The following is a 13,359-nucleotide window of genomic DNA, read 5'->3' as shown; positions in this document are numbered from 1 at the left end:
AATCGAGGGTGCGACTTTAGCACCGTGGGCAGTTTTTGGCGGAACTCGGATGTTAGCTGTCTTTTCGACCGCCCAAAACAAAACCCCTGTTTGCGTTAGCAAACAGGGGTTCTGGAATTTAATCTTGACGATGACCTACTCTCACATGGGGAAACCCCACACTACCATCGGCGATGCATCGTTTCACTGCTGAGTTCGGGATGGGATCAGGTGGTTCCAATGCTCTATGGTCGTCAAGAAATTCGGGTACTGAGTCGTGACCAGCTGGCCTCGCTTCAGCAAATTGGGTATGTGACAGCTTTCGGTGTTTTGTGAACGTCGAACTTTCGGTTCATTTCGTCTTCACACACCGCAATCTGATGCTCGTTAGAGTAGTCAAATTGCTTGGGTGTTATATGGTCAAGCCTCACGGGCAATTAGTATTGGTTAGCTCAACGCCTCACAGCGCTTACACACCCAACCTATCAACGTCGTAGTCTTCGACGGCCCTTCAGGGAACTCAAGGTTCCAGTGAGATCTCATCTTGAGGCTAGTTTCCCGCTTAGATGCTTTCAGCGGTTATCTATTCCGAACATAGCTACCCGGCAATGCCACTGGCGTGACAACCGGAACACCAGAGGTTCGTCCACTCCGGTCCTCTCGTACTAGGAGCAGCCCCTCTCAAATCTCAAACGTCCACGGCAGATAGGGACCGAACTGTCTCACGACGTTCTAAACCCAGCTCGCGTACCACTTTAAATGGCGAACAGCCATACCCTTGGGACCGGCTTCAGCCCCAGGATGTGATGAGCCGACATCGAGGTGCCAAACACCGCCGTCGATATGAACTCTTGGGCGGTATCAGCCTGTTATCCCCGGAGTACCTTTTATCCGTTGAGCGATGGCCCTTCCATACAGAACCACCGGATCACTAAGACCTACTTTCGTACCTGCTCGACGTGTCTGTCTCGCAGTCAAGCGCGCTTTTGCCTTTATACTCTACGACCGATTTCCGACCGGTCTGAGCGCACCTTCGTACTCCTCCGTTACTCTTTAGGAGGAGACCGCCCCAGTCAAACTACCCACCATACACTGTCCTCGATCCGGATAACGGACCTGAGTTAGAACCTCAAAGTTGCCAGGGTGGTATTTCAAGGATGGCTCCACGCGAACTGGCGTCCACGCTTCAAAGCCTCCCACCTATCCTACACAAGCAAATTCAAAGTCCAGTGCAAAGCTATAGTAAAGGTTCACGGGGTCTTTCCGTCTAGCCGCGGATACACTGCATCTTCACAGCGATTTCAATTTCACTGAGTCTCGGGTGGAGACAGCGCCGCCATCGTTACGCCATTCGTGCAGGTCGGAACTTACCCGACAAGGAATTTCGCTACCTTAGGACCGTTATAGTTACGGCCGCCGTTTACCGGGGCTTCGATCAAGAGCTTCGCGTTAGCTAACCCCATCAATTAACCTTCCGGCACCGGGCAGGCGTCACACCCTATACGTCCACTTTCGTGTTTGCAGAGTGCTGTGTTTTTAATAAACAGTCGCAGCGGCCTGGTATCTTCGACCGGCATGAGCTTACGGAGCAAGTCCTTCACCCTCACCGGCGCACCTTCTCCCGAAGTTACGGTGCCATTTTGCCTAGTTCCTTCACCCGAGTTCTCTCAAGCGCCTTGGTATTCTCTACCCAACCACCTGTGTCGGTTTGGGGTACGGTTCCTGGTTACCTGAAGCTTAGAAGCTTTTCTTGGAAGCATGGCATCAACCACTTCGTTAACTAAAAGTTAACTCGTCATCAGCTCTCGGCCTTAAGATCCCGGATTTACCTAAGATCTCAGCCTACCACCTTAAACTTGGACAACCAACGCCAAGCTGGCCTAGCCTTCTCCGTCCCTCCATCGCAATAACCAGAAGTACAGGAATATTAACCTGTTTTCCATCGACTACGCTTTTCAGCCTCGCCTTAGGGACCGACTAACCCTGCGTCGATTAACGTTGCGCAGGAAACCTTGGTCTTTCGGCGTGGGTGTTTTTCACACCCATTGTCGTTACTCATGTCAGCATTCGCACTTCTGATACCTCCAGCAAGCTTCTCAACTCACCTTCACAGGCTTACAGAACGCTCCTCTACCGCATCACTTACGTGATACCCGTAGCTTCGGTGTATGGTTTGAGCCCCGTTACATCTTCCGCGCAGGCCGACTCGACTAGTGAGCTATTACGCTTTCTTTAAAGGGTGGCTGCTTCTAAGCCAACCTCCTAGCTGTCTAAGCCTTCCCACATCGTTTCCCACTTAACCATAACTTTGGGACCTTAGCTGACGGTCTGGGTTGTTTCCCTTTTCACGACGGACGTTAGCACCCGCCGTGTGTCTCCCATGCTCGGCACTTGTAGGTATTCGGAGTTTGCATCGGTTTGGTAAGTCGGGATGACCCCCTAGCCGAAACAGTGCTCTACCCCCTACAGTGATACATGAGGCGCTACCTAAATAGCTTTCGAGGAGAACCAGCTATCTCCGAGCTTGATTAGCCTTTCACTCCGATCCACAGGTCATCCGCTAACTTTTCAACGGTAGTCGGTTCGGTCCTCCAGTTAGTGTTACCCAACCTTCAACCTGCCCATGGATAGATCGCCCGGTTTCGGGTCTATTCCCAGCGACTAGACGCCCTATTAAGACTCGCTTTCGCTACGCCTCCCCTATTCGGTTAAGCTCGCCACTGAAAATAAGTCGCTGACCCATTATACAAAAGGTACGCAGTCACAGAACAAAGTCTGCTCCCACTGCTTGTACGCATACGGTTTCAGGATCTATTTCACTCCCCTCTCCGGGGTTCTTTTCGCCTTTCCCTCACGGTACTAGTTCACTATCGGTCAGTCAGTAGTATTTAGCCTTGGAGGATGGTCCCCCCATATTCAGACAAAGTTTCTCGTGCTCCGTCCTACTCGATTTCATGACTAAGAGATTTTCGCGTACAGGGCTATCACCCACTATGGCCGCACTTTCCAGAGCGTTCCGCTAATCTCAAAGCCACTTAAGGGCTAGTCCCCGTTCGCTCGCCACTACTAAGGGAATCTCGGTTGATTTCTTTTCCTCAGGGTACTTAGATGTTTCAGTTCCCCTGGTTCGCCTCTTGCACCTATGTATTCAGTACAAGATAACCATCTTATGATGGCTGGGTTCCCCCATTCAGACATCTCCGGATCAAAGTCTGTTTGCCGACTCCCCGAAGCTTTTCGCAGGCTACCACGTCTTTCATCGCCTCTGACTGCCAAGGCATCCACCGTATGCGCTTCTTCACTTGACCATATAACCCCAAGCAATCTGGTTATACTGTGAAGACGACATTCGCCGAAAATTCGAATTTCTCAATTAAGAGAACTCACAAATTTTACCTTAGCCTGATCCGTTACCAGTGAAAGTAACGTTCAGTCTATCTTTCTATCACATACCCAAATTTTTAAAGAACGATCTAATCAAAGACTAGAAATCAACATTCACCATCGCTTGGATGGAATGCTCATTTCTAAGCTTTCAAAACTTCAGAAGCAGTAGTGGTGGAGCCAAACGGGATCGAACCGTTGACCTCCTGCGTGCAAGGCAGGCGCTCTCCCAGCTGAGCTATGGCCCCGTATTTCTACAGGCGTTTCCCACACAAAATTGGTGGGTCTGGGCAGATTCGAACTGCCGACCTCACCCTTATCAGGGGTGCGCTCTAACCAACTGAGCTACAGACCCAATTTCGGGCTGCTTCTTATCGTCTTCTTCAATGAATCAAGCAATTCGTGTGGGAACTTATGGAGCAGCTGATGTCGTCGATTAAGGAGGTGATCCAGCCGCAGGTTCCCCTACGGCTACCTTGTTACGACTTCACCCCAGTCATGAATCACACCGTGGTAACCGTCCTCCCGAAGGTTAGACTAGCTACTTCTGGTGCAACCCACTCCCATGGTGTGACGGGCGGTGTGTACAAGGCCCGGGAACGTATTCACCGCGACATTCTGATTCGCGATTACTAGCGATTCCGACTTCACGCAGTCGAGTTGCAGACTGCGATCCGGACTACGATCGGTTTTATGGGATTAGCTCCACCTCGCGGCTTGGCAACCCTCTGTACCGACCATTGTAGCACGTGTGTAGCCCAGGCCGTAAGGGCCATGATGACTTGACGTCATCCCCACCTTCCTCCGGTTTGTCACCGGCAGTCTCCTTAGAGTGCCCACCATAACGTGCTGGTAACTAAGGACAAGGGTTGCGCTCGTTACGGGACTTAACCCAACATCTCACGACACGAGCTGACGACAGCCATGCAGCACCTGTCTCAATGTTCCCGAAGGCACCAATCTATCTCTAGAAAGTTCATTGGATGTCAAGGCCTGGTAAGGTTCTTCGCGTTGCTTCGAATTAAACCACATGCTCCACCGCTTGTGCGGGCCCCCGTCAATTCATTTGAGTTTTAACCTTGCGGCCGTACTCCCCAGGCGGTCAACTTAATGCGTTAGCTGCGCCACTAAAAGCTCAAGGCTTCCAACGGCTAGTTGACATCGTTTACGGCGTGGACTACCAGGGTATCTAATCCTGTTTGCTCCCCACGCTTTCGCACCTCAGTGTCAGTATTAGTCCAGGTGGTCGCCTTCGCCACTGGTGTTCCTTCCTATATCTACGCATTTCACCGCTACACAGGAAATTCCACCACCCTCTACCATACTCTAGTCAGTCAGTTTTGAATGCAGTTCCCAGGTTGAGCCCGGGGATTTCACATCCAACTTAACAAACCACCTACGCGCGCTTTACGCCCAGTAATTCCGATTAACGCTTGCACCCTCTGTATTACCGCGGCTGCTGGCACAGAGTTAGCCGGTGCTTATTCTGTCGGTAACGTCAAAATTGCAGAGTATTAATCTACAACCCTTCCTCCCAACTTAAAGTGCTTTACAATCCGAAGACCTTCTTCACACACGCGGCATGGCTGGATCAGGCTTTCGCCCATTGTCCAATATTCCCCACTGCTGCCTCCCGTAGGAGTCTGGACCGTGTCTCAGTTCCAGTGTGACTGATCATCCTCTCAGACCAGTTACGGATCGTCGCCTTGGTGAGCCATTACCCCACCAACTAGCTAATCCGACCTAGGCTCATCTGATAGCGCAAGGCCCGAAGGTCCCCTGCTTTCTCCCGTAGGACGTATGCGGTATTAGCGTCCGTTTCCGAACGTTATCCCCCACTACCAGGCAGATTCCTAGGCATTACTCACCCGTCCGCCGCTCTCAAGAGAAGCAAGCTTCTCTCTACCGCTCGACTTGCATGTGTTAGGCCTGCCGCCAGCGTTCAATCTGAGCCATGATCAAACTCTTCAGTTCAAACATCTTTGGGTTTTTAAGAAACCCTAAACTTGGCTCAGCAATCGTTGGTTACATCTTTGATTTCTCGCGGAGTAACTTGTGATGCTGATAATCTTGTTGACTATCAGTCTGACTCCACAAGCACCCACACGAATTGCTTGATTCAGTTGTTAAAGAGCGGTTGGTTAAGATCTTTCGTCTCAACCGAGGAGCGCATTCTACAGCAGCCTCATTTGCTGTCAAGTGATTATTTTCAGAAGTTTTCGAAGATTTCTTCAACAACTTCAACCACTTGCGCTTCCGATCTCTCGTTAGCGGGAGGCGAATTCTACAGCGTTACACGCTGCTGTCAACACCTCTTTTTCTCCGCTTTCGACCGAGAAGATCGAAACGTTAATAGAGCCAAACAACACTGCTCTACCAACTCCTTCTGGGCTTCGATGACCTGAAGCAAGTCGCTGTCGAATTCTGCGTAACTCTTTGTTTACCAAGGAGTTTTCCGTTTCGACTGCGCCGGAAGTGGGGCGAATTATAGACTTCCAGAATCTGCCGTCAACCCCTAATTACACTTTTGTTGCAGAAAGTGGTTTTTTCGCAATAAGCCTTGGGATTCGCCGCATTACAGCGGGTATCCGCAACACCAAGAGCAACGCACCTATAGAAGCATAGATAGCCCACTCCTTCAGATCAGCTCGCACGATCCACAGCATATGCAGCAAGCCAAGCCCAAGAATCGCATACACCAGGCGGTGAAGCTTCTTCCAACGACTTCCCATACGACGCTGACTGTAACGATTCGACGTCACCGCCAATACCAACAGCAACAGGAAAGCCAACGCGCCGACAATAATGTAGGGCCGCTTGCGCAACTCCACACCCAGTTGTGACCAGTCCAAGCCAAGCACAAACACGCAATATGCAGCCAGGTGCAGCACAACATAGGCAAAGCACCACAACCCCAGTTGCCGCCGCACCGCTATCCACCCCGCCCAACCACTGAGCTTCTGCAGCGGCGTCATTGCTAGGGTGATCAGCAAAAGAATAAGAGTACCGAGCCCCAGCCGATCGACCAGCACCTTGCCCGGATCCGGCCCCAGAGCAGAACTCCACGCCTCATAGAGCCAAAACAGTGGCCATACCGCCGCCGTTATAAAGACGCCAATGCGCCAGATCGGGTAACGCATCAGTAGTTTTTCCGCAGATCGAGATCGGTATAAAGAGAGGCCACCTCATCCGAGTAACCATTGAACATCTGCGTCTCACGCACATTGGGACTGAACAAGCCGCTCGGCAGGCGACGCTCCCGGGCCTGGGTCCAGCGTGGGTGATCGACCGTCGGGTTCACATTTGCATAGAACCCATACTCATTGGCAGCAATGCTTTGCCAGGTGGTTTTCGGCTGCTCGCTCACGAGGCTGATGCGCACAATGGACTTCACACTCTTGAAGCCATACTTCCACGGCACCACCAAGCGCAGCGGTGCGCCATTCTGGTTAGGCAATTCGCGCCCATACATACCTACCGCCAGGATTGCCAAAGGGTTCATCGCCTCATCCAGACGCAAGCCCTCTACATAAGGCCAGTCGATCAAACCAAAACTCGAACGCTGCCCTGGCATGCTCTTCGGGTCCTGAAGGGTTTCAAAACGGATGTATTTGGCTTTGGAGGTCGGCTCGACCTGCTTGAGCAACGCTGAGATCGGGAAACCTATCCAGGGGATCACCATGGACCACGCCTCAACACAGCGTAGACGGTAGATGCGCTCTTCCAACTGATAAGGCTTCATGAAGTCTTCCAGGGCATAACGGCCTGGCTTCGCAACCTCGCCATCAATGACCACACTCCAAGGCTCGGTCTTGAGTGAGCCCGCATTGGCTGCCGGGTCGCCCTTGTCGGTACCGAACTCATAGAAATTGTTGTAGTGCGTTGCGTCCTTGAAGGGCGTGATGGCCTCGTCCTTAACGGTGACGGCCTGCCATTTGGTGCCTGGCAGCTTCTCGGCAAACCAGCCCGGCGCCCTGCCCGACTCAACATCGGCATAACGCGAGGCCTCGTCAGCACCGGCCCAACGCGGCAAGCTGCTGGCTGCAATACCGGCAAGCGCACCACCGAGCAGGCTGCGGCGAGAGAGGTAGAAGGATTCAGGCGTGACATCCGATTCGTGGCAATCGGACGCTTTAGGCAATTTGATTAACATGGCAACTCCGCAGCATTGGAGAACTGATGCACCAATAGACTGCGGAGTATGGGGGAAATTACATTAAGGCAATGTTTTGTCGCGGCGCAGATGCAGCAAGTACTGAACCGGCCCCGACGCGGCGTAAACCAGGAACGCCAGCAACAGGATTCGCGGCGGATCACTGAACACCACGGCGAATACCAGCACCACCGCCAGAATCGCCACGAAAGGCACACGCCCTTTCAGGTCCAGCTCCTTGAAGCTGTTGTACTTAATGTTGCTGACCATCAGCATGCCGGCGGCAGCCACCATCAAGGCAACCAGGAACGACATCTTCGAGCCCTGGATGCCGTAATCACTGAACGCCCAGACGATACCCGCCACCACACCTGCAGCAGCAGGGCTGGCCAAACCGATGAAGTAACGCTTGTCGGCGGTCCCCACCTGGGTGTTGAAGCGCGCTAGACGCAAAGCAGCGCCCGCGACATAGATGAAGGCAACCATCCAGCCGACCTTGCCCATATCACCCAGCGCCCAGGCAAATGCCAGCAACGCGGGGGCGACGCCAAACGCAACCATGTCGGACAACGAGTCGTACTCGGCACCGAAGGCACTTTGCGTATTGGTCATGCGTGCAACTCGACCATCCAGGCCATCGAGCACCATGGCGACGAAGATGGCGATTGCAGCAAAGCCAAAATACTTGCTGGCGTTCGCCGCATCGCCTGCCGCCAGCGCACTTTGGGCGCTCATGGAGTTGATGATGGAGTAGAACCCGGCAAACAGGTTCGCCGTGGTGAACAGGTTGGGCAGCAGATAGATGCCACGATGCCGGACCTTGCGGCCTTCAGCGTCATGCCCTTCTTCGACATGCTCATCGATCGGTAGCAGGCTTTCGGCGTCAGGAGCCTGGTTTGGCTCTTCGGGACGTTCGCTCATGGACTTTACCTTGCAACGGTGTGAAAAAATTCGACAAATACTTGCGGCGAGTGTTCGCCCGCAAACGATGCAGCTTTATACCAGAACCCGCCTCCCAAACGAAAAAACGCGGCCTAAGCCGCGTTTTCTCTTGATACGTACGACTTAGTTCTTGGCTTTGTCGACGATCTTGTTGGCACCGATCCACGGCATCATGGAGCGCAGTTGCTCGCCGATGACTTCGATACCGTGAGCGGCGTTGTTACGACGCTTGGCGGTCATCGAAGGGTAGCCGGTAGCGCCTTCGCTGATGAACATTTTGGCGTATTCGCCGTCCTGAATACGTTTCAGGGCGTTGCGCATGGCCTGACGGGACTCGGCGTTGATCACTTCCGGGCCAGTCACGTACTCGCCGTATTCGGCGTTGTTGGAGATCGAGTAGTTCATGTTGGCGATACCGCCTTCGTACATGAGGTCAACGATCAGCTTCAGTTCGTGCAGGCATTCGAAGTAGGCCATTTCTGGCGCGTAGCCCGCTTCAACCAGGGTTTCGAAACCGGCTTTAACCAGTTCGACGGTACCGCCGCACAGTACGGCTTGTTCGCCGAACAGGTCGGTTTCAGTCTCGTCCTTGAAGGTGGTTTCGATGATGCCGGTACGACCGCCACCAACGCCAGCAGCGTAGGACAGTGCCACGTTCTTGGCGTTGCCCGATGCGTCCTGGTAGATCGCGATCAAGTCAGGGATACCGCCGCCTTTGACGAACTCGGAACGTACAGTGTGACCCGGCGCTTTTGGCGCGATCATGATCACGTCCAGGTCAGCGCGTGGCACTACCTGGTTGTAGTGAATCGCGAAGCCGTGGGAGAAGGCCAGGGTGGCGCCCTTCTTGATGTTCGGCTCGATTTCGTTCTTGTACAGCGCGGATTGGAACTCGTCCGGGGTCAAGATCATGACCAGGTCGGCAGCAGCAACGGCGGAAGCAACGTCAGTCACTTTCAAGCCGTGGGCTTCAGCCTTGGCAACAGTGGCCGAGCCTTTACGCAGGCCAACGGTCACGTCAACGCCGGAATCTTTCAGGTTGCACGCTTGAGCGTGGCCCTGGGAACCGTAGCCAATGATGGCGACTTTCTTGCCCTGGATGATCGACAGGTCACAATCTTTATCGTAATAAACTTTCATGAGGTTCCTCTATATATCCAGGCCGTAAGGCCATTCGCTAATTTGGGTTAGATGCTGAGTACTTTGTCGCCACGGGCAATCCCGGTGACACCACTGCGTACGGTTTCCAGAATCGAGGCCGTCCCGATCGACTGGATGAAGCTGTCCAGCTTGTCGCTTGTACCGGTCAGTTGAACGGTATAAACGCTGGCGCTCACATCGACGATCTGCCCGCGATAAATGTCGGTAGTGCGTTTGATCTCGGCACGTTGGGCGCCCGTGGCCTTGACCTTCACCAACATCAGCTCGCGCTCGATGTGGGCACTTTCCGACAGGTCGACCAGCTTGACCACTTCGATCAGCTTGTTGAGGTTCTTGGTGATCTGCTCGATCACCTCATCGTGGCCAACAGTCGTCAACGTCAGGCGCGACAGTGTCGGGTCTTCGGTCGGAGCCACGGTCAGGCTTTCGATGTTGTAGTTACGTTGCGAAAACAGGCCGACAACACGAGACAGAGCGCCGGGTTCGTTCTCCAGAAGCAGGGAGATAATGTGCCGCATGATTAAGTACGCTCCGTCTTGTTCAGCCACATGTCGCGCATAGAGCCGTCTTTGATCTGCATCGGGTAGACGTGCTCGCTGGTATCCACCTGAATATCGATGAACACCAGGCGGTCCTTCATGGCGAACGCCTCTTCCATCTTCGGCTTCAGATCTTTCAAATCGGTGATGCGAATGCCGACATGGCCATAGGCTTCAACCAATTTTACGAAATCCGGCAGCGACTCCATGTAGGAATGGGAGTGACGGCTGTTGTAGCTCATATCCTGCCATTGACGCACCATGCCCAGCACGCCGTTGTTCAGGCAGACAATCTTCACCGGAAGGCCGTACTGCAGGCACGTCGACAGTTCTTGGATGTTCATCTGGATGCTGCCCTCACCGGTGACGCACGCGACGTCGGTGTCCGGGAAGCTCAGCTTCACGCCCATGGCCGCAGGGAAACCAAAGCCCATCGTGCCCAGGCCACCGGAGTTGATCCAGCGGTTAGGCTTGTCGAACTTGTAGTACTGCGCGGCGAACATCTGGTGCTGGCCCACGTCGGAGGTCACAAAGGCGTCGCCCTTGGTCACTTCGCACAGGGTCTCGATCACGGTTTGTGGCTTGATGATGCTGCCGTCACCCTTGTCGTAAGGGAACAGGCCGCGATCACCGCGCCATTCGTCGATCTGCTTCCACCAGCTGGCCACGGAATCCTTGTTTGGCGTCTCGCCGATGTCCTTGAGTGCAGCGACCATTTCGGTCAATACGCTTTCAACAGGACCTACAATCGGCACGTCGGCCTTGATGGTCTTGGAGATGGACGCCGGGTCAATGTCGATATGGATGATCTTGGCATTCGGGCAGAATTTGCTCGCGCCGTTGATCACGCGGTCATCGAAACGCGCGCCCACTGCCAGGATCACATCGGCGTGGTGCATCGCCAGGTTGGCGGTGTAGCTGCCGTGCATGCCGAGCATACCGACGAACTGACGGTCCGAACCCGGGAAGGCACCGAGGCCCATCAAGGTATTGGTCACCGGCAGGTTGAGCAGCTTGGCCAGCTCGGTCAACGGTGCAGAACCACCGCCCAGAATCACGCCACCACCCGAGTACAGCACTGGACGCTTGGCCGCCAGGAGCATTTCTGCGGCCTTGCGGATTTGCCCCGAGTGCCCACGGACGGCTGGGCTGTAGGAACGCAGCTTGGCTTTCTTCGGGAAGACGTATTCGAATTTTTCCGCCGGGTTGGTCATGTCTTTCGGGATATCGACCACCACAGGACCCGGGCGACCGGACTGTGCGAGGTAGAAAGCCTTTTTCATGACTTCCGGGATTTCCGACGCATGCTTGATCATGAAGCTGTGTTTCACGATCGGCCGGGAGATACCGATCATGTCGGTTTCCTGGAATGCATCGGTACCAACCATGGTGCTAGCCACCTGGCCGGAAATGATCACCATCGGGATGGAGTCCATATACGCAGTCGCGATGCCGGTAATGGCATTGGTTGCGCCTGGGCCGGACGTTACCAGTACTACACCGGCTTTACCGGTGGCACGGGCATAACCGTCAGCCATATGGGTCGCGGCCTGTTCGTGGCGAACCAGGATGTGGGTAACAGCCGGTTCCTTGAACAGTGCGTCGTAGACATGCAGCAGAGCACCACCTGGGTACCCATAGATATAGTCGACGCCTTCGTCACGCAAAAAGCGGACGAGCATCTCACCGCCAGATAAAAGCTCCACGTTGTTCACCTCTAAAACGCCAGAATACCGTCCGTTGAAAACCGACGGGTCTTAATAGGTTTACTTCTCAACAGAGCATGAGCGACGGTGGTCGCCGACTACGTCAGCACTGACTGAGCAAGTATTGGGATCGTCCCAAGTGTTGCGGGCTTTTCCCACCCAGCGCGAGGTAACGCGTTGCGGGTGTTACAGGTCGGCGCGGATGTGCGCCTCATGATCTGCTGAGCGGGCCTGCTTCTGGCAGTCCCGATACAGCGGACTTTGGATTCTTCTGTTTCAGGCCCCTCAAGTCAAGCAATAATTGCGCTTTTTTCCAACTAAGCGCATGAGAACGTAGAAGAAAGGGCTCTGAGGAGGGATAAAACTCGCCTGAATGTCGTCAAGCGGTAGAAATGTGCGCAAGACTGCCGGAAAAACCGGCAGTCAGGCAATTAACGAGCGTCGACGATCAATTGGTCGAACTTTTTCAGCGCATTACGCAAGCCAAGGCTTTCCAACGGGCGGTCGGCGTAGACCATCTCGGCCATTTCCAGGATGCCCGACGCATTGGGCAGCGGCAGGTCCTGTTCGAGGATCTGCTTCATGCGCACCAGGAATATCCATTGCAGCCACTGGTGAAAATCCAGGGTATCCACCGAAAACGGCTCGACACTGCTGAGCGCCTCGACGCTGGGGGACACATCGTCCCACCAGCCCTGCACGCGCAACTCTCGCTCAATCAGCAATAACTGTTCGGCAATGGCGGGAAAACGTGCATCCATCAGAGGCTGACCTTGGCTTTCTGGCGTGCCTGGGCAGCACCGGCAGCATCACCTTGTGCGGCACGCGCGTCGCCAATCAGCGCCCACAAGCTGGCTTGCAGGTCGGGACGACCGCTGGCCAGGGTCAAGCCACGACGAGCGAACTGCTCGGCCTGGGGTGCATCACCCTGGGCCATGCGTACCTGGGCCAGGCGGTACAACACTTGCGGCTCGCGCGGAGCAACACGCTGGGCACGTTCGAGACTCGACGATGCACCGTTCAGATCACCACCCGCCTGCTGTTGCTGGGCAGTGGTCAACAGGGCCAGCACCGGCCCGTCCAATTGCTCGTCAGCCGACAGGCCGCCGCCGCTGGAGGACGAGGGAATGCCACTCGGCGTCGATGGCATGTTGTAGGTGCCCTGGGTGACCGGTGCCGTCTGAATCGGCGTGGTATCGATCGGGGCGGAGTTGCTCGGCCCAGGGGTCCACGGCTCGGCGCTGATTGGCGCCGATGTGGCCGCACCACCGCCAGGCACCATCACCACTACGCCCGAATCCTGCGGCATGGCTTGTGGCTTGGCTTGGGCGGGACGATTGGTCACGGTCTGGCGGAAACCGCCATTGGCCGAGATCCGGTCGTTATTGGACACGGCCGTGCTCGAGTCCACCACGGGAATGGAGCCGCGCTGCACACTGGCGCAACCATTGAGCAAAGCCAGAGCTGTAATAGCTGGAATCCACCACTTGTTCAC

The 13,359-nt window shown here is 54.6% G+C and carries 8 protein-coding genes, 2 tRNA genes and 3 rRNA genes; all 13 read right to left on the bottom strand.

Annotated features, from left to right (window positions below):
* Positions 1-122 precede the first annotated feature (122 nt).
* Positions 123-238 (bottom strand): 5S ribosomal RNA (gene rrf / locus CWC48_RS15390).
* 157 nt (positions 239-395) lie between these two features.
* Positions 396-3,287, bottom strand: a 23S ribosomal RNA gene (locus tag CWC48_RS15385).
* 248 nt (positions 3,288-3,535) lie between these two features.
* Positions 3,536-3,611, bottom strand: a tRNA-Ala gene (locus CWC48_RS15380).
* A 30-nt stretch (positions 3,612-3,641) separates the two neighbouring features.
* Positions 3,642-3,718: transfer RNA gene (locus CWC48_RS15375), tRNA-Ile, on the bottom strand.
* Between the two features lie 82 nt (positions 3,719-3,800).
* Positions 3,801-5,337, bottom strand: a 16S ribosomal RNA gene (locus CWC48_RS15370).
* The 16S, 23S and 5S rRNA genes sit together here with 2 tRNA genes alongside, the layout of an rRNA operon.
* A 545-nt stretch (positions 5,338-5,882) precedes the next feature.
* The gene (msrQ, locus tag CWC48_RS15360; protein ID WP_078050191.1) at positions 5,883-6,503 is read right to left on the bottom strand and encodes a protein-methionine-sulfoxide reductase heme-binding subunit MsrQ; all 621 of its coding nucleotides are present in this window, start codon (positions 6,501-6,503) and stop codon (positions 5,883-5,885) included.
* Positions 6,503-7,516, bottom strand: a complete 1,014-nt coding sequence (gene msrP / locus CWC48_RS15355; RefSeq protein WP_078050192.1) for a protein-methionine-sulfoxide reductase catalytic subunit MsrP — start codon at positions 7,514-7,516, stop codon at positions 6,503-6,505. Before msrP ends, msrQ begins: the two co-directional genes overlap by 1 nt.
* Before the next feature lie 63 nt (positions 7,517-7,579).
* Positions 7,580-8,437 (bottom strand): CDP-diacylglycerol--serine O-phosphatidyltransferase, encoded by an 858-nt coding sequence (pssA, locus tag CWC48_RS15350; protein WP_078050193.1) that lies wholly within the window; start codon positions 8,435-8,437, stop codon positions 7,580-7,582.
* Positions 8,438-8,581: 144 nt separating this feature from the next.
* Positions 8,582-9,598 carry a ketol-acid reductoisomerase gene (ilvC, locus tag CWC48_RS15345; RefSeq protein WP_003176099.1) on the bottom strand — a complete coding sequence of 339 codons (1,017 nt, stop codon included), beginning with the start codon at positions 9,596-9,598 and terminating at the stop codon, positions 8,582-8,584.
* Positions 9,599-9,645: 47 nt separating this feature from the next.
* Complete coding sequence (gene ilvN / locus CWC48_RS15340) at positions 9,646-10,137, bottom strand: acetolactate synthase small subunit (protein WP_003176102.1); 492 nt, start codon at positions 10,135-10,137, stop codon at positions 9,646-9,648.
* A 2-nt stretch (positions 10,138-10,139) separates the two neighbouring features.
* Positions 10,140-11,864 carry an acetolactate synthase 3 large subunit gene (locus CWC48_RS15335; protein WP_078050996.1) on the bottom strand — a complete coding sequence of 575 codons (1,725 nt, stop codon included), beginning with the start codon at positions 11,862-11,864 and terminating at the stop codon, positions 10,140-10,142.
* A 431-nt stretch (positions 11,865-12,295) separates the two neighbouring features.
* Positions 12,296-12,625 carry a YqcC family protein gene (locus CWC48_RS15330; protein WP_078050194.1) on the bottom strand — a complete coding sequence of 110 codons (330 nt, stop codon included), beginning with the start codon at positions 12,623-12,625 and terminating at the stop codon, positions 12,296-12,298.
* Positions 12,625-13,359, bottom strand: coding sequence for a M48 family metallopeptidase (locus tag CWC48_RS15325; RefSeq protein ID WP_099490967.1), 735 nt, complete (start codon positions 13,357-13,359; stop codon positions 12,625-12,627). Before CWC48_RS15325 ends, CWC48_RS15330 begins: the two co-directional genes overlap by 1 nt.

The sequence above is a fragment of the Pseudomonas sp. S10E 269 genome, assembly GCF_002798465.1.
In the GTDB taxonomy this organism is placed as follows: domain Bacteria; phylum Pseudomonadota; class Gammaproteobacteria; order Pseudomonadales; family Pseudomonadaceae; genus Aquipseudomonas; species Aquipseudomonas pergaminensis.
The sequence above is the reverse complement of the archived record's forward strand: the minus strand, read 5'-3'. Positions and strand labels throughout refer to the sequence as shown.